Source organism: Tissierella praeacuta DSM 18095 (genome assembly GCF_900128955.1).
Classification (GTDB): Bacteria; Bacillota; Clostridia; order Tissierellales; family Tissierellaceae; genus Tissierella; species Tissierella praeacuta.
In genome coordinates, this window is the sequence record NZ_FQTY01000003.1 from 97,051 (window position 1) to 113,764 (window position 16,714).

Here is a 16,714-nt window from a genome sequence, read left to right on the forward strand (position 1 = left end):
CCTTTATTATCATTATAGTCCTTATGCCAAGTATCTTAAAGAATAATTTACAAGAAGAGGAAAATAATACTATATATAGAGAAGTAAAGTGGTAGAGTTATGGATAATTTTAGAATATTAATAAGGAGTGATTAAGTGAAAGATAAAAAAGTATCGGCAGAAGAATTAAAGATTTTAATATCCGAATTTCTCAAGGAGCATAAGAGTGGTTCCCTTGCCACGTGTATGAACAATATACCGAGAAGTAGTCCAGTACAATATGTAGTTTAATTTGTAATATATATGTAACCCATTTTTTACTGTCATAAAATATAATATATGGAGGATAGATATTATATTTTTTAAAGTACATTGGAGGCTATATGATTAAACAAAAACGAAAATCTAAAGTTAGATTAGTTCTGCTCATTATTTTTACTTTATTAGGTTTCTATAATGGGCTTGTTACAAGGAAATATACGGTTAAAACAGATAAACTTTTAGGTAATCAGTCCATAAGAATAGTGCTTATATCTGATTTACATAGTCATATATATGGTAAAAATCAAAGTAAAATTGCAAATAAGATAAAAAAGCAAAATCCAGATATAATTGCTTTAGCTGGTGATATTGCAGATGATATGGTTCCTATAGAAGGTACTGAGCTGTTTTTAAAAGCTATAAAAGATATAGCACCTGTATTTTACGTAACAGGTAATCATGAAATTTGGACAGGGGAAGTAGATAATATTAAAGAAATTTTTAGGTCTTTTAATATCAATGTTTTGGAAAATGATTATAAGGAAGTAAATATAAATGGAATTAAACTAGTTATAGGGGGAGTAGATGACCCATATATAATTAGATATAAGAGACCCAAGTCTGACTGGCATGAAGAAATTTATGAAGCATTTTTAAATATAGATAGTTCGTCAAGTTATAATATATTATTATCTCATAGACCAGAAGAAGTTAATTTATATAATTCTTTATCTTTTGATATGGTACTTTCAGGTCATTCCCATGGTGGGCAGTTACGAATCCCTTTTATATTAAATGGACTTTTTGCTCCAGATCAAGGATTCTTTCCAAAATATGCTGGTGGATTATATGAGCATGAAAATTATACTCATGTTGTAAGTAGAGGGGTGTCCTTCAATCCAAGATTGCCTAGAATATTTAACCCACCAGAAATAGTGGTTATTGATATACAAGGGAAATAGAGTGTTGTTTTATTAAATAAAAAGATGTTGACAATAAGAAATAATTATTATACTATATATGAACGGTGTTCATGAGGTGAAATAAAATATGGATAACTATAATAAAAATTACAAGGATATTATTTTATCGGAAGCTAAAGATATTGCTATGAAACAAGGTATTTCCAATATAAATATTCGTGCCGTTGCTAAGAGCAGTGGTATTGCTGTAGGTACAGTATATAACTATTTTCCTTCAAAAGCAGATTTATTAGTAGCTGTTATTGAAGAATTTTGGGAAGGTGCTTTTGCAAATGTTGATTGGAAAAGTTTTTCTTATAGAAGTTTTTATGATAATTTAAAAGAGATTTATAGTATATTGTATCATTATCTTCATAAATTCAAAGAAAATTGGTTGGAACAGCTTTCATTACTAAAAACCCAAGAAAAGATATTAGGAAAACAAAGGCAAAATAAATATTTTGAAAAAATTTCTTTTAGAATTAAAACATTAATAGATATGGATAATGATTTAAAAGGGTATCCATGGTCTGAAGAATTTTCAAAAGAAAAAATGGCACAGTTTATTTTTGAAAATATGCTTACAATGCTTAGAAAAGAAGAGGAAGATATAAGTTTTTTTATAACAATTTTAAAGAAAATAATGTCAAATTAAGATCATACTAAAGTATGATTTTTAATTTAAACATTGGTGAACAATGTTCATGAATATTATATAAGGAGTGATTATTATGCAGGCAATTATGGAAACATTATTTGACATAGTTTATTTACTAGGGGTTATTACCATAGGTATGGTAATGATATTTAAAAGTAAAGATAACAATGAATTTAAGTTATTTGGTATTATGGCAGTTGTATTAGGAATAGGTGATTCATTTCATTTAATACCTAGATCATATGCTTTGTTTACAACTGGTTTGGAAGATAATGCTAATATACTTGGTATAGGAAAGCTTATAACATCTATTACTATGACTATATTTTATGTGATTTTATACCATATATGGAGACAGCGTTACAAGATTCAAGGACGTAGAGGACTTACATTCTCAATCTATATTTTAAGTATTATAAGAATAGCATTATGTTTTTTTCCTCAAAATGATTGGTTAAATTTTAATGCACCTGTTTTATGGGGAATATATAGAAATATTCCATTTGCCATTATGGGAATCATTATCATATGGATTTTTTATTGTGAAGCTAAAAAGCATGATGATAATAATTTTAAATTTATGTGGTTGGCAATAATATTATCCTTTGGTTTTTATATACCTGTTGTATTATGGGCTAATACAATTCCATTGATTGGAATTTTAATGATACCAAAGACTCTTGCTTATGTTTGGGTAGTGATTATGGGGTATAAAGAGTTTAGATTTAATAAGAAAAATAAGATAATACAGGGTTGATAAAATGCTTCTAGACTATTAATAGTCTAGAAGCATTTTATATTGACATAAAAAGTCAAAGGAGATATACAGGAGAAAAATGGTCTAGACAATCTGAAGAATTACCTATCCATAGAGTTCTTGATTTATCAATTTTAGTTTGTAGAGCATTAGAACATTTTAGGGAAGCATATAGATATGATAAATTATATGATACTGAAAACCCTATAATAGACAGAGTTGGATTACAAGGTGATGCTATGACAGTTTCCATATGTACAGACAATGAAAAGATAGATGAGGATATAAAATTATTTAGTCAGGTTTTAAGTAATGATAGTGAGCTTATTGGTGAGAGACTTAGAACTTTGTCTAGAATATTAAAAGAGATGGGGTATTAGTTGATGGATAGGAAAAAAGAGCTAAAGGAACAGTATTTGTAAACCAAATCAGATATGGGAATATTTATTATTCGTTCTAATTCAAATAATAAGTATTACATTGAAGCTACTCAGGACTTAAAAATCAGAATGAATAGAGAAATATTTCAGTTAAAGTGGGGAAGTCATCCAAATAAGGAATTACAAAAGGATTGGGATGACTTTGGTGAAAGCAATTTATATATTCTAGGGTTAGTTAATTTACAACAGGGTATCATTATATCTATAAGAGAACATTTGAAGGAGAGATATGATGGCTAAATTAAATAATGAAAATGTAGATTGGCAAATAGTAAGATACTCTGAAATAATAGAGCATATTTTGAGAAATTATCATATTAAATTAAAAAAGGAATTGCCAGAAATAGAAAAATTAGTATATACAATATTTAAAGTTCATTTTGAAGATAGTGGAGATATTTTAGAAAAGGTTCATAGATTATTTGGACAATTAAAGACCATATTAGAATCACATATTATAAAGGAAGAAAGGGCATTATTTTATATGATAATGGACTATGAAAAGGAGCCTTCAGAAGAGTTATTGGGAGATATAATGAAAATAGTTGAGAATGTGGAAGGTGATAATAAAGAAATAGTTGAACTAATAGAGGGGATTAACAAGGTTACAAAAAATTATCTAGTTCCATCAACGGGTTGCCCAACCTATGTAAATACCTATAACAAATTAAAAGAAATGGGAGAAGGGTTAATAGAGCATATAGCCATAGAGAGCATTATGTTTAATAGATTAAAAAATAAGTAGCTTAGATGTTGACATGAAAAAATAAATATGATATATAAATATTATTAGCACTCCAATACTTAGAGTGCTAATAATATTTACAATAGTAAAAAGGAAAGGGAAGATATCTATGGAAAAAAAGGAATTTAGGGCAGAGTCCAAGCGTTTGCTTGATTTAATGGTAAATTCAATCTACACACATAAAGAGATATTTTTAAGAGAACTGATTTCCAATTCATCTGATGCCATTGATAAAATTTATTATAAGGCTTTAACTGATGAAAATATTAGTTTCAATAAGGATGATTATTATATCAAAATATTTGCTGATAAAGATAATAGGACACTAACCATATCTGATACAGGAATTGGAATGTCAAAGGAAGATTTGGAACAAAATCTTGGTGTAATTGCAAATAGTGGTTCATTTGCTTTTAAAAATGAAAATGAATTAAAAGATGGATTTGATATAATTGGTCAATTTGGTGTTGGTTTTTACTCTGCATTTATGGTAGCAGACAAAGTAACAGTTATAAGTAGAACCTTTGGCTCTGATGAAGGATATAAATGGGAATCAGAAGGGGCAGAAGGATATACCATAGAGCCTACAGAAAAAGATACTATTGGAACAGATATAATATTAAAAATCAAAGAAAATACAGAAGACGAGAACTATGATGAATTTTTAGAAGAGTATAGATTAAGAGGAATTATAAAAAAATATTCTGATTTTATTAGATATCCTATTAAAATGGATATTACAAAGAGTAAATTAAAAGAAGGTTCAGAAGATGAATACGAAGAGTATCAAGAAGAGCAAGTAATAAATAGTATGGTTCCAATCTGGAGGAAGAATAAAAATGAACTAACAGAAGAAGATTATAAAAATTTCTATGCAGAAAAGCATTTTGGATTCGATGAACCAATAAAATCAATTCATCTATCTGTTGATGGTGTTGTAAGATATAATGCTCTATTATTTATACCAAGTCAAACTCCTTATGATTTTTATACAAAGGAGTATGAAAAAGGACTTGAGCTATATTCCAATGGAGTACTTATTATGAATAAATGTGCTGACTTACTTCCAGATTATTTTAGTTTTGTAAAAGGCATAGTGGATTCAGAGGACTTGTCTTTAAATATATCTAGGGAGATATTACAGCATGACAGACAGTTAAAATTAATTGCCAAGAAAATTGAAGATAAGATTAAAGATGAATTAAGTCTATTATTAAAAAATGAAAGAGAAAAATATGAAGAATTCTTTCAGGGTTTTGGTAAGCAATTGAAATTTGGAATTTATAGTGACTTTGGAATGCACAAGGAAGTATTACAAGATTTGCTTATTTTCTATTCTTCAAAGGAAAAGAAAATGGTTACATTAGATGAGTATGTAAGTAGGATGCCAGAGGAGCAAAAATATATTTACTATGCAGCTGGAGAATCTGTTGAAAGAATTGATAAATTACCACAAACTGAATTAGTAAAAGATAAAGGCTATGAAATCCTATATTTCACCGATGATATAGATGAATTTGCAATTAAGATGCTGATGAAATATAAAGAAAAGGAATTTAAGTCTGTATCATCAGGGGATTTAGGTATAGAATCTGATGAAAATGATCAGGATAATGAAAAGGAAATAGAAGAAAACAAGGATCTATTTTCATTTATGAAAGAAACCTTATCAGAGAAAGTAAAGGATATTAGACCATCTAAGAGACTTAAGAACTATCCTGTTTGTCTATCCAGTGAAGGAGATCTTTCAATAGAAATGGAAAAAATTTTAAGTCAAATGCCAGATAGTAACGGTATAAAAGCAAATAAGATATTAGAGATTAATATAAACCATCATGTATTTGATACATTAAAATCTGCCTATGAAAATGATAAGGATAAACTAAAACTTTATACTAATTTATTATATAATCAGGCTTTATTAATAGAAGGATTACCTATAGAAGACCCTATTGAATTTACAAATAATATATGTGAACTTATGTAATATTAAGGGGCGGTTTTGAGATGGACCGCTCCTGTTGTTTTTGAAAGGAGAAAAGTATGAAGATATTAATACCAATTATTGTTGGCGCTACTATAGGATATTTTACAAATTGGCTTGCCATAAAAATGTTATTTAGACCCCATTATGAAAAGAAAATAATGGGAGTAAAGGTACCATTTACACCAGGGCTTATACCTAAAGAAAGACATAGAATAGCTAAAAGTATAGGGGAAACAGTAGGAGTTTATTTATTATCACCTGAAACCATAGTTGAATCCCTATCTAATGAAAATAAGGATAAAGAAATTAGGCTATGGTTAGAGGACAGGGTAAGTAAATTAAAAAAAAGTAATCACTCAATAAAAGAAATTTTATTTAATTTATTAAATGAAAATTATCATAGCTTTATAGAGAGGATAGAAAATAGTTTTAGGGGTATAATTATTTCTCAGATTAGAGGGAAGCATATTAAATCCACGATATTTAAATTAGTTGAAGATAAAATAAATGATATTAATTCCGAAGAGGTATATAGGGCAGTAGATGAAAGGCTAAAAGAAATATTATTGCAGCTATCTAATTCTCATGAGTTAAAGGATGGATTAGCAAATAAGCTAGAATTAAAGCTAAAGGAATTTACTGAAGATGAGAGAAAGATATGTGAATTAATTCCTAAGGATATATTAATCTCAATAGACAAATATATTGATGAAAATGGGAATCACATAGGAAATAGTATAAAAGATGGATTTAAAGATCCTAATATCCAAATAAAAATTAAGAATTCAATTTCAGATTTAGTTTTTCAAAATGTAAATAAGCTAATAGCAGCCTTTATTAGCCCGGATTTAATTTCTGATAAAGTGTTTAATATGATTGAAAAATATATAGAAAGTGAAGAAGCTAATGATAGTATAATTATGATAGTTAAGTCTTCTATCCATAAGTTATTAGAATCTAAGACTTCGGAAATAGCAAAAAGTCTAACAAACAGTATGGATAATGAAATGCCAATGAAAAGTATAGATGTTTTGCTTAAATATATTTTTAATAAAGAAAATTATAATATCCTGTTAGAAACAATACAGTATAAATTAAAAGATTCAGAGTTAGATACTAAGGAGAAGATTATAAACTATTTAAATAGGAATATAGATACAATATTAAATTCAGATAAACTGGAAGAAAGCATATCTATTTTTACTAAAGATATAATTGAACAATTTTTAAATAAGCCAATGTCTTTTATAGGTGAAAAAATAGATGAAGATACATTTGTGAATGTTTATGATTTTGTTAGAACTATTTTTGATAAATTTGCTATACATGAGCTTCCTCGTATTATTGAAATTTTTCATGTATCAAAGATTGTTGAGGATAAGATTAATAGTTTTGATGTAGATTTTGCAGAAGACCTAATTTTAGAAATAGCTAATAAAGAATTAAAGGCTATTACATGGTTAGGTGCTCTTCTGGGAGGTATATTAGGTCTATTGTCCCCTTTAATTCAAATGTTATATTAAGATAATTTAATTTGATTTTTAATATAATATTTGGTAGATTTAATATATATAGTATGTAAACTTGCATATACATACTATATATAGTTGATATGAAAGAATAGTTAATGATCAAAAATAAATAATCATGAAATAAGTGAATAGTTATTCACTATATTAAGGGGGAACATTATGTTAAATGTAGAAAAGCGAAATGGGAATATAGTTCCATTTGAAGAGGAAAAGATTGTAAATGCTATTAAAAAGGCTATGGCAGAAACGGAATTAGGTGTTGATGAAGGACTAGCTAAAGAAATTGCTAATAAAGCTTTTATAGATTTTAATAAACTAGAGATTGTAAATATAGAAAAAATTCAAGATTTTGTAGAGATAGAGCTTATGAAATCAAGACCAGATGTAGCAAAAGTTTATATTATATACAGAGAAGAAAGAGCTAAGTTAAGAGAACAAGGATGGACAATGTCAGATCTTCAAAGGGATATATATGAAAAGAAATATCGATTTGAAAATGAGTCTTTTGAAGGGTTTATAACTAGAGTCAGTGGCGGTAACAATGCTATTAAAAAGGCTATAAAAGATAAAAAATTTATGCCAGCAGGACGTATTTTAGCTGGTAGAGGGTTAAACAAGTTTGGAAGAAAGATTACTCTATCAAATTGTTATGTAATGCCAAAGGTTGAAGATAATATAGAATCTATATTTGATACTGCAAAATATTTGGCAAGGACTTATTCTTATGGCGGTGGAGTAGGTTTAGCTATTTCAAAGCTAAGACCAAAAGGTTCTAGAGTAAATAATGCAGCAAATACCACAACAGGTGCTGTTTCTTTTATGGATTTATTTTCTATGGTAACAGGACTTATTGGAATGAGAGGCAGACGTGGTGCTTTAATGCTGAATATGGACTGCAATCATCCTGATATAGAGGATTTTATTGATGTGAAGAATGATTTATCTAGAGTTAACTACGCAAATATATCTGTGAATATAGATGATGAGTTTATGAATGCAGTAAAAAATGATGAAGAATACAATCTATACTTTAAAGTTGAAGCAACAGGAGAAGAAATTAGCAAGAAAGTAAATGCTAGAGAGTTATTTAAAAAATTAGCTAAGAATAATTGGAATATGGCTGAACCAGGAATATTATTTACAAATAAAATAAATTCTTGGCATTTAATGAGTGAAGACAAGGATTTTGAATTTGCTGGAGTTAATCCATGTGCAGAAGAAACTCTTCCGGCCTTTGGCAGTTGTAATTTATCCTCTATCAATTTATCAGAATTTGTAAAAAATCCATTTACAAAATATGCATATTTTGAATATGAAAAATTTGGACAAATGGTAAGAGATGGTGTTATTTATTTAAATGAAGTATTAGATGAAAATATGGATTTGCATCCATTAGAAGCACAAAGAGAAATGTCGAGGGAATTAAGACAAATTGGACTTGGAATTATGGGATTAGCAGATATGTTCATTAAACTAGGAATAAAATATGGAAGTCAGGAGTCTATTTCTGTAATTCACAAAATAGGTCATACTATGATTAATGAGGCTTTAAGGCAATCAGCTTTAATGGCTAAGGAACATGGTACATTCCCTAAGTATAAAAAGGAAGCAGTTCTTAATTCACCTTTTCTTTTAGCAAACGCAACTGATGATGTATTGACATTAATTAAAGAATATGGACTTAGAAATAGTCAATTATTAACTATACCACCTACAGGAAGTATTTCAACTTTAATAGGTTGTAGTAATGGTGTTGAACCAATATTCCAAGTATCTTATACTAGAAAATCAGAATCCCTTCATAATACTGACACTTATTATAAGGTATTTACACCTATTGTTAAAGACTATATGGATAGAAACAATATTTCTCGTGAAGAAGATTTGCCAGATTTCTTCATCACAACTTCAAATTTAAATTATAAAGACAGAATTGACGTTCAGGCAGCATGGCAACAATATATTGATGCCAGTATTTCATCAACAGTTAATGTACCTAATGAATTTACAGTTGAAGAAGTTGAAGAACTTTATTTATATGCTTGGGAAAGAGGACTAAAAGGAGTTACTATTTATCGTGATGGTTGTGCAAGATCTGGTATACTTATTACAGATAAGCCAAAGGAAAGTAGATTAGATAGGATAGATGAATTAAAAAATGAGTTAAATAAATTAGCAGCAGAACAAGTAAAGGAAAATCCGGAAATTTGTCCAATTTGTGGGGGAGCTATGATGCATAGTGGTGGATGTTCTGAGTGTCAAGATTGTGGATATAGTCCATGTTCATTTTAATATTGAATTGCGATAGATAAAAGATTTATCTATCGCAATATTTTTTTAGTGAAAACTTTATCATAATAGGATATAATAGAAAAAAAAGAATAGGAAGTGATTTAAGTGCAAGATGAATTAGGAAATCTATTAAAAAAATTAGAAAAGGCAATGAAAAACTTTATTTTATGGATAGAGATTTTATTGGCAGCTTTTATTATTGTTACAGTAATTTTAAGTGGAAAGGATATAATTGTTCTTATTCATAAGGTTTTTATGACGGAAGCTAGTGCGTCCTATGAAATATTACAAGGATTGTTAACTCACATACTATTGCTTGTTGTTGGATTAGAGCTTGCACTTATGCTAATAACTCATTCAGCAGGCAATGTTCTTGAAGTAATATTGTATGCCATTGCAAGAAAAATGTTAATTAGCAGTTCAAATACTATGGATATACTTTTAGGTGTTATATCATTAGCTATTATATTTGCAGTTGATAAGTATTTACACACAAGGGATGTTAAGAGGTTGTTTTAAAGAGTACCAGTTAAAAAAATATCCATCAGATTAACTATTACCCATCTCTTAGAGGTGCTACAATTATGGTTTCTGGTGGGTGGAATTATCTACGGGAAGAGTAATTAAGACGGGAAGATCCCGTCTTAATTACCATTCAATAGAAATCATAGAATTATCTATTGAATTTAAGTTCTTAGCACCAGTTAATATCATTGTTTGAATTAGTTGGTTTTTCATGTTTTCTATTATTAATGAAACCCCTTCTCTATATCCGCCATATGCACCAAAGACTATAGGTCTGCCAATTAAAACAGCGTCTGCTCCTAGGGCAATCATTTTAAAAACATCTATTCCTGAACGGACTCCACCATCAACAAGAATCATTATTTTTCCTTTAACGGCTTCTGCTATTTCAGGTAGTACTTTTGCTGTGGATTGAGTATGGTCTAGTACCCTGCCTCCATGATTTGAAACAACTATAGCCTTAGCTCCAGCTTCTACTGCTAGAATTGCTTCATCTTTTGTCATTATGCCCTTTAAAATAAAAGGAAGGTTAGTAGAATGAATGATTTCCTTTAATTCATCTACAGTTTTAGGACTAACGGGAGCACCTTGTAATGCCATTGTGATTAATCCAGCACCATCAATATCCATTCCTGCAGCAATAGTATTTATATTTTCTGCTTTCTTTATAGATTCTATGACAATACTATTTTCCTTAGGCTTTAATATTCCAACACCTTTACCATTTACTTCTTTAAGAATTTCCAATCCAGTTTCATAAAAAGTAGGATTAGCTGAGTCGCCAATCATGGCAATAGTCCCAGCATCTATACTACCATTTACTACACTAGATATATATTTTTCTTCTGTTAAGGCATTACCCATATTAAAAGATGTACCTGTAATAGGAGCACTAATTATTGGCACTTCCAGTTGTGTATTAAAAAAATTAAACTTTAAATCAGGTTTTTTTGCATCGTGAATAGTTTTTAATTTTATCTTTACTTTACTCAAATCTTCAACATTAGATTTAAAAGAGGAACCTGTTAAATGTCCACCCATACCAGGGACTTCTCCTGCACAAGCTAATCCATTACATATGGGACATACTCTACAATATCCTTTTAGGTTTTCTCTTGCTATATTTCTAATTTCCTTTAAATCCATATATTTCACCTCTATTTACTTTCTTCATATATATTTTGGATTATTGCAACAACTAACTCTGATATTTTAACAATATCATCTATGGCTATATATTCATCTATACTATGGGCACCAAACATACCAATTCCAAGAGTAGCTGCTTTAAGCCCCTTACTATTGAAAATATTCGTATCAGAACCACCGCCAGTAGATTTGGGCATATAAGGAATATTTAATTTTTTCATTGAATTTTCTATTATCTTTAATATATGTGCATTATTGTCTAAATTAAATGTCGGATAGGAATGATTAATTTCTATATCTACTGTGGCATTAAATTCTTTAGCTGCTTCTTCCATAGCATTTACCATATTTTCCACTTGTTTATTTAATTTGTTTTCATTTAAACTACGACATTCAAATTCTACTTCAGTAATTTCTGCTACAATATTTGTTGCAGTTCCACCTTTGATAACACCTACATTTGCTGTAGTTTCTTCATCTATTCTAAGTAAATTCATTTTATCAATTGCTCTTGATGCAATTTGTATAGAATTAATACCTTTTTCTGGGTTTAAACCTGCATGAGCAGCTTTACCATGAAATTTTGCATAAATTTGTGCTTGGGCAGGGCCTTGTATATTAACTCCTCCAATATCTCCACTGGCATCTAAGACAAATGCCATTTTAGATTTTATTCTAGAGTAATCCAAATATTTGGAGCCATATAGACCAACCTCTTCACATATTGTAAACACAACTTCTATATCTCCATGAGGTATATTATTTTCCTTAATATATTTGATACCCTCTAGTATACTAACTATTCCCGCCTTATCATCGGCAGAAAGAATAGTATTTCCTTTAGATTTTATTATTCCATTTTCAATAATAGGTTCAATATTTTCACATGGAGTTACAGTATCCATATGAGCACAAAACATAATAGGTTCTATATCTTTATTTCCATTTAAGTATCCTATTATATTTCCAGTATCAGAATTAGCCTTTGTTCCAGCATCATCAACCATTACCTCGAATCCAATTTTCTCCATATCCTTTTTTAATATTTCAGCAAAATTTCCTTCTCTATGACTAGGGCTTGAGATTCTTATATAATCCAGAAACTTAGTAATAATACCTTCCTTATTCATTAATATGCCTCCTTAAGTAAATTAGATAAATAAATCATACTATAATTAACTATTGATTTCAAATTCAATATAAGGCATAATAGGGTATAGGGGTATGAGGTAAAATGTTTTTTTATAGAAAAATAGGGTAAAAGTATTAAAATAAATTTAATTTAGGGAGGGGAATTATGGGATTAGGAAATGTTTCAATTCCAGCAGCGTTTTTAGCTGGATTTATATCTTTTTTTTCACCATGTATATTTCCATTGATACCAGCTTATATAATGTATATTACTGGTGTTAATATGGAAGATGAACTAGAAGAAAAAAAATTATTTGCTTTATCAAGAACAATAGGATTTGTATTAGGATTTACAATTATATTTATAATAATGGGTACATCTGCCAGTTTCTTGGGAAAGTTGTTTATTAGAAATAAGGATATTTTTTCAAAACTTAGTGGTGGGATTATAATTTTATTTGGTTTAAATATGATGGGTATTCTAAAATTTAAATTCTTAAATTTTGAAAGAAGAACTAAGGCACCTAAAAAGATTACTAACTGGTTTAGCTCAATTTTAATGGGAATGGCATTTGCTGCAGGGTGGACACCTTGCTTTGGTCCTGTATTAGCTTCTATACTTATTTATGCGGGAGGAGTAGGCACTGTTTCAAAAGGAGTTTATTTATTATTGGTATATTCCATAGGTATGGCAATACCATTTATATTAACAGCTTTATTTATAAATATATTTACAAAATTCATGGAAAAGGCAGATAAACTTTTAAAATATATGCCTATGATTAGTGGTTTTATTATGGTAGTTTTTGGATTGCTAGTATTTTTTAATAAAGTAATAAATATAAGTAGATTATTACAATAAGGGAGGTAAATATGAAAAAACTTTTATTAATGATTTTATTGTTAATGGTTGTAGCAACAGGCTGCAATAAACCGATACTAGAGAAGAATAATAAGAAAACAGAGGAAAACATACCAGAAGAAAGTATATCAGAAGAAGTTGATGAAGAAGAATTAGATTTGGATATAGCCATAGGAAAGGAAGCACCAAATTTTACTCTTAAAAACCTAAAGGATGAGGAAGTATCTTTATCAGATTATAGAGGGAAAATAGTCCTAATAAATTTTTGGTCAACGGGGTGCACCTGGTGTCAGAAGGAAATGCCAGACCTTGAAAAACTAGATAAGGAAAATGATGATTTAGTTGTATTAGCTATAGATGTAATGGAAAAAAAGGAAACTGTTGAAAACTATATAGAAAAAGGTAAATATGAGTTTGAAGTACTTTTAGATGAAGATGGAGAAATAGCTATGACATATTTAATAAGTGGTTTTCCTACATCATACTTTGTAGATAAAGAGGGAATTTTATTAGGTGGAGTACCAGGATATATGACTTATGAGCAAATGGAGTCAATATTAAATAATATAAGAGAAGAAGAATAGAAAAAAAAGGGAGATAATCTATATAAGAATAGTTTATCTCCTTTTAAAATATTTTTTAACTGTTAATTATTTTAAATATATGTTCTAACATTTCAATACAATGTTTAATAGTTCTTCCGTCCTCATTATCAATTTTAGGATTTAATTCTACAAAGTCCATAGAAGTAACAAATTTTTCATCTAACAGTGCTGTGAAGACTTCTTTGCATTCATTTATATTAAATCCTTCGGATACTGGAGTTCCAGTACCAGGAACAAGAGATGAATCAAGAACGTCTATATCAAAACTTATATGAACTCCATCTACATTAGAAGTTTTTATTTTATGAATAATTTCTTTTAATATATTATCTAGTCCTTTTTCGCGTACCATATCCATAGTATACATATTGAGATTTAACTCGTCTGCTAAAGCGAATTCGCCAGGATCAATATCTCTGCCACCAAGGATATAAACATTTTCAGGTTTTACTTTAATTCCGTCATAATAAATATTTGTAAGTATATGATGTCCAACATTCATGGAAGCTGCTAGGGGCATTCCATGTATATTCCCAGAAGGTGAAGTTTCAAAGGTGTTTATATCTCCATGGGCATCTATCCATATTACGGCTAAATTATCAAAAAACTTACTAGCACCAGCAATGCTCCCTGCACCTAAAGCATGATCCCCACCTATAACAAATGGAAAGTTTTGCCCCATAAGAGAACAGTACACATTATTTGCTAAATTACAATTGATTTCTGCTATAGTATTTAGATATTTCATTTTTGGGTGATCCTTATATTTATCCTCAGGTAGGACATAAGGAATATATATATCACCCATATCATGAACATTATGTCCATTTTTTTTAATAATATCTATAATTCCCTTTTCCCTAAGTGTAGCAGGTCCTAATTGAGCACCATCTCTATCACAACCATATTTTAATGGTACCCCTATTAAGTTAATATCCATTAGCAAATTCCCTCCTTAGACATATTATCTACTCTATTATATCATTGATTATATTAGTTTGTTAGAATAAAATATTAATTATTCATAATTGAAACAATGATATTATGTTATAATAAGATATTATTCAAAAAGAGGTGAAAAAGTGGCAAAATTCTATTATGCAGTAAGGAAAGGAAAAACTAAAGGTATATATGAAACTTGGGCAAAATGTGAAGAACAAGTAAGAGGATATTCGGGAGCAGAATATAAAAAATTCTCTACATATGAAGAAGCAATGAATTTTATAAATAATGGAAATGAAGAAACTGAACAATTTGACGAAGCTAAACTAAAAGAAAAAGAGGCAATAGCCTATGTAGATGGAAGTTTCCATATAAATAGTTGGTCTTATAGTTATGGAGTTGTATTTATCACACAAGATGGCAAAGAAACCTATAGCGGCAGAGAAGATAATAAAGATTTAGCTGAGATGCGAAATGTATCAGGAGAAATAAAAGGGGCTATGGTAGCTATGGAGTTAGCCATAGAGAAGGGTAAAGATACTTTATATCTTCACTTTGACTATACTGGAATAGAACAATGGGCAAAGGGAAATTGGAAAACCAATAAAAATGGAACTAAGGCTTATAAAGAATTTTATGATTCTATAAAATCTCAATTAAATGTAGTATTTATAAAAGTAAAGGCTCATTCAGGAATAAAATATAATGAAGAAGCAGATAAATTAGCTAAAGAAGCAATGCTTTCATAATAACTGTAGTTTTTGGTGCCAGGCACCAAAAACTACAGTTATTCTATTTTCTCAAATCCAATTCCATTTTTATTAAGTAATTCTACAGCATAATCATCAATTCTATAATCATTTTTATAATAAATATGTTTAATTCCAGCTTGTATTAATGCTTTTGTACAATTGAGACAAGGGAAATGAGTTACATAGGCTGTACAACCCTTTACAGAAATACCTTCCTTAGCACAATATAGTAATGCATTTATTTCAGCATGGATAGTTGCTATACAATGCCCATCTCTCATAGTATGTCCTATATCATCACAATGAGGATTTCCTGAAACAGATCCATTGTACCCACTAGAAACTATTCTATTATCATCATTAACTAAAAGGCAGCCAACAAATGCTCTATCACAGGTAGAACGAGTTGCTACTAACTCAGTAATTTCCATAAAATATTCCTTCCAAGATTTTCTATTTGACATTAAATTTCCTCCTAACGTATATATAATAGATTTTCTAATATAATATTATATCATAATAGTAATTTAATAATAATGAATTCCAATGAAATATATTTCATTGGAATTCATTATTATTATTTATTTGTCGTCTATTTTTACAAAATCACGGGTTTGCAGATACCATCTTAATTGAGCTTTGACTTCTCCAACTTCATCAGGAAATTTAAAGCATGCGGCACTTCCCTTTTTGAAAGGAAGAAATATCCCTGAAAGCTCTTGACTCCATATGGAAAGGAAAGGTTGTTGACCTACTATAATGACAGTAGAACCAGGTTCAGTGTTTTCCATAAGTTCTCGAATTAGGCGGATGTTACCACCTGTTCCTAAAAAATCTAAGAAGATTGGATTTTCAAGAGATAGTTCCTCTGAAAGAATTTCTGCAGTTTGTCTTGCTCTTAATTTTGGACTAGAATAAATTTGTATATTGTTAGAGTTACCTAGCATCGTTTTAAATCCAGAGATGCTTTTCTTTAATAATGTTTTTCCTCTAAGTGAAAGTGACCTTAGATCATCGTTGGTATTTCTAGATTTATCTTCTGCCATTCCATGCCTGTAAAGTATAAGGTATTTAGTCATATATAACTCTCCTTTTTATAAATTAGTTATTTTAAATAATACCCATTTTAATATAA

19 protein-coding genes are annotated in these 16,714 nt (G+C 29.2%); 14 read left to right on the forward strand and 5 right to left on the reverse strand.

The window, feature by feature from the left end; translation table 11 throughout:
• The first annotated feature begins 135 nt into the window (after nt 1-135).
• The 11 genes from BUB33_RS16735 to BUB33_RS05180 all read left to right on the forward strand — a co-directional run bounded on the left by BUB33_RS16735 (nt 136) and on the right by BUB33_RS05180 (nt 10,132).
• Nucleotides 136-270, forward strand: a complete 135-nt coding sequence (locus tag BUB33_RS16735; protein ID WP_268807663.1) for a hypothetical protein — start codon at nt 136-138, stop codon at nt 268-270.
• A gap of 92 nt (nt 271-362) precedes the next feature.
• On the forward strand, nt 363-1,202 hold the full coding sequence (locus BUB33_RS05135) for a metallophosphoesterase (RefSeq protein WP_084725188.1): 840 nt from the start codon (nt 363-365) through the stop codon (nt 1,200-1,202).
• 88 nt (nt 1,203-1,290) lie between these two features.
• Nucleotides 1,291-1,857, forward strand: a complete 567-nt coding sequence (locus BUB33_RS05140) for a TetR/AcrR family transcriptional regulator (protein WP_072973907.1) — start codon at nt 1,291-1,293, stop codon at nt 1,855-1,857.
• A 76-nt stretch (nt 1,858-1,933) separates the two neighbouring features.
• The gene (locus tag BUB33_RS05145; RefSeq protein ID WP_072973909.1) at nt 1,934-2,617 is read left to right on the forward strand and encodes a hypothetical protein; all 684 of its coding nucleotides are present in this window, start codon (nt 1,934-1,936) and stop codon (nt 2,615-2,617) included.
• 47 nt (nt 2,618-2,664) lie between these two features.
• Nucleotides 2,665-2,997, forward strand: a complete 333-nt coding sequence (locus BUB33_RS05150; protein WP_268807664.1) for a DUF6530 family protein — start codon at nt 2,665-2,667, stop codon at nt 2,995-2,997.
• 54 nt (nt 2,998-3,051) lie between these two features.
• Nucleotides 3,052-3,297 carry a GIY-YIG nuclease family protein gene (locus BUB33_RS05155; RefSeq protein WP_072973911.1) on the forward strand — a complete coding sequence of 82 codons (246 nt, stop codon included), beginning with the start codon at nt 3,052-3,054 and terminating at the stop codon, nt 3,295-3,297.
• Nucleotides 3,290-3,802, forward strand: a complete 513-nt coding sequence (locus tag BUB33_RS05160; protein ID WP_072973913.1) for a hemerythrin domain-containing protein — start codon at nt 3,290-3,292, stop codon at nt 3,800-3,802. The genes BUB33_RS05155 and BUB33_RS05160 overlap by 8 nt, the downstream gene beginning before the upstream one ends.
• A 109-nt stretch (nt 3,803-3,911) precedes the next feature.
• Nucleotides 3,912-5,789 (forward strand): molecular chaperone HtpG, encoded by a 1,878-nt coding sequence (gene htpG, locus BUB33_RS05165; RefSeq protein ID WP_072973915.1) that lies wholly within the window; start codon nt 3,912-3,914, stop codon nt 5,787-5,789.
• A 56-nt stretch (nt 5,790-5,845) separates the two neighbouring features.
• Complete coding sequence (locus tag BUB33_RS05170) at nt 5,846-7,312, forward strand: DUF445 family protein (RefSeq protein WP_072973917.1); 1,467 nt, start codon at nt 5,846-5,848, stop codon at nt 7,310-7,312.
• 168 nt (nt 7,313-7,480) lie between these two features.
• Nucleotides 7,481-9,613 carry an adenosylcobalamin-dependent ribonucleoside-diphosphate reductase gene (locus BUB33_RS05175; protein WP_072973919.1) on the forward strand — a complete coding sequence of 711 codons (2,133 nt, stop codon included), beginning with the start codon at nt 7,481-7,483 and terminating at the stop codon, nt 9,611-9,613.
• 105 nt (nt 9,614-9,718) lie between these two features.
• Nucleotides 9,719-10,132, forward strand: a complete 414-nt coding sequence (locus BUB33_RS05180) for a hypothetical protein (RefSeq protein WP_072973921.1) — start codon at nt 9,719-9,721, stop codon at nt 10,130-10,132.
• A 129-nt stretch (nt 10,133-10,261) separates the two neighbouring features.
• On the opposite strand, the gene BUB33_RS05185 is transcribed toward BUB33_RS05180, so the two are convergent.
• Both BUB33_RS05185 and BUB33_RS05190 read right to left on the reverse strand, forming a co-directional pair.
• Nucleotides 10,262-11,284, reverse strand: a complete 1,023-nt coding sequence (locus BUB33_RS05185; RefSeq protein WP_072973923.1) for an alpha-hydroxy-acid oxidizing protein — start codon at nt 11,282-11,284, stop codon at nt 10,262-10,264.
• Nucleotides 11,285-11,295: 11 nt separating this feature from the next.
• Nucleotides 11,296-12,417: a M20/M25/M40 family metallo-hydrolase gene (locus tag BUB33_RS05190; protein WP_072973925.1), complete on the reverse strand. Its 1,122-nt coding sequence runs from the start codon at nt 12,415-12,417 to the stop codon at nt 11,296-11,298.
• Between the two features lie 167 nt (nt 12,418-12,584).
• On the opposite strand from BUB33_RS05190, the gene BUB33_RS05195 reads away from it, so the two are divergent.
• Nucleotides 12,585-13,280 carry a cytochrome c biogenesis CcdA family protein gene (locus BUB33_RS05195; protein WP_072973927.1) on the forward strand — a complete coding sequence of 232 codons (696 nt, stop codon included), beginning with the start codon at nt 12,585-12,587 and terminating at the stop codon, nt 13,278-13,280.
• Nucleotides 13,281-13,291: 11 nt separating this feature from the next.
• Nucleotides 13,292-13,864, forward strand: a complete 573-nt coding sequence (locus tag BUB33_RS05200; protein ID WP_072973929.1) for a TlpA family protein disulfide reductase — start codon at nt 13,292-13,294, stop codon at nt 13,862-13,864.
• 55 nt (nt 13,865-13,919) lie between these two features.
• On the opposite strand, the gene rocF is transcribed toward BUB33_RS05200, so the two are convergent.
• Nucleotides 13,920-14,825: an arginase gene (rocF, locus tag BUB33_RS05205; protein WP_072973931.1), complete on the reverse strand. Its 906-nt coding sequence runs from the start codon at nt 14,823-14,825 to the stop codon at nt 13,920-13,922.
• A 142-nt stretch (nt 14,826-14,967) separates the two neighbouring features.
• Here rocF and BUB33_RS05210 point away from each other — a divergent pair, with 142 nt between their 5' ends.
• Nucleotides 14,968-15,576, forward strand: coding sequence for a ribonuclease H1 domain-containing protein (locus BUB33_RS05210; RefSeq protein WP_072973933.1), 609 nt, complete (start codon nt 14,968-14,970; stop codon nt 15,574-15,576).
• Between the two features lie 38 nt (nt 15,577-15,614).
• Here BUB33_RS05210 and BUB33_RS05215 read toward each other — a convergent pair whose 3' ends face one another.
• Both BUB33_RS05215 and BUB33_RS05220 read right to left on the reverse strand, forming a co-directional pair.
• On the reverse strand, nt 15,615-16,043 hold the full coding sequence (locus BUB33_RS05215) for a deoxycytidylate deaminase (RefSeq protein ID WP_072973957.1): 429 nt from the start codon (nt 16,041-16,043) through the stop codon (nt 15,615-15,617).
• A 117-nt stretch (nt 16,044-16,160) separates the two neighbouring features.
• Complete coding sequence (locus BUB33_RS05220; protein WP_072973959.1) at nt 16,161-16,658, reverse strand: SixA phosphatase family protein; 498 nt, start codon at nt 16,656-16,658, stop codon at nt 16,161-16,163.
• Nucleotides 16,659-16,714: the final 56 nt, after the last annotated feature.

What these genes read in the sequence shown, in the direction of transcription:
- BUB33_RS05155 (WP_072973911.1), top strand. Translation starts at nt 3,052, where the DNA reads ATGGGAATATTTATTATTCGTTCTAATTCAAATAATAAGTATTACATT.
- BUB33_RS05160 (WP_072973913.1), top strand. Translation starts at nt 3,290, where the DNA reads ATGGCTAAATTAAATAATGAAAATGTAGATTGGCAAATAGTAAGATAC.
- BUB33_RS05220 (WP_072973959.1), bottom strand. Translation starts at nt 16,658, where the DNA reads ATGACTAAATACCTTATACTTTACAGGCATGGAATGGCAGAAGATAAA.
- BUB33_RS05200 (WP_072973929.1), top strand. Translation starts at nt 13,292, where the DNA reads ATGAAAAAACTTTTATTAATGATTTTATTGTTAATGGTTGTAGCAACA.
- BUB33_RS05175 (WP_072973919.1), top strand. Translation starts at nt 7,481, where the DNA reads ATGTTAAATGTAGAAAAGCGAAATGGGAATATAGTTCCATTTGAAGAG.
- rocF (WP_072973931.1), bottom strand. Translation starts at nt 14,825, where the DNA reads ATGGATATTAACTTAATAGGGGTACCATTAAAATATGGTTGTGATAGA.
- BUB33_RS05185 (WP_072973923.1), bottom strand. Translation starts at nt 11,284, where the DNA reads ATGGATTTAAAGGAAATTAGAAATATAGCAAGAGAAAACCTAAAAGGA.
- BUB33_RS05190 (WP_072973925.1), bottom strand. Translation starts at nt 12,417, where the DNA reads ATGAATAAGGAAGGTATTATTACTAAGTTTCTGGATTATATAAGAATC.
- BUB33_RS05145 (WP_072973909.1), top strand. Translation starts at nt 1,934, where the DNA reads ATGCAGGCAATTATGGAAACATTATTTGACATAGTTTATTTACTAGGG.
- htpG (WP_072973915.1), top strand. Translation starts at nt 3,912, where the DNA reads ATGGAAAAAAAGGAATTTAGGGCAGAGTCCAAGCGTTTGCTTGATTTA.
- BUB33_RS05170 (WP_072973917.1), top strand. Translation starts at nt 5,846, where the DNA reads ATGAAGATATTAATACCAATTATTGTTGGCGCTACTATAGGATATTTT.
- BUB33_RS05195 (WP_072973927.1), top strand. Translation starts at nt 12,585, where the DNA reads ATGGGATTAGGAAATGTTTCAATTCCAGCAGCGTTTTTAGCTGGATTT.
- BUB33_RS05215 (WP_072973957.1), bottom strand. Translation starts at nt 16,043, where the DNA reads ATGTCAAATAGAAAATCTTGGAAGGAATATTTTATGGAAATTACTGAG.
- BUB33_RS05140 (WP_072973907.1), top strand. Translation starts at nt 1,291, where the DNA reads ATGGATAACTATAATAAAAATTACAAGGATATTATTTTATCGGAAGCT.
- BUB33_RS05135 (WP_084725188.1), top strand. Translation starts at nt 363, where the DNA reads ATGATTAAACAAAAACGAAAATCTAAAGTTAGATTAGTTCTGCTCATT.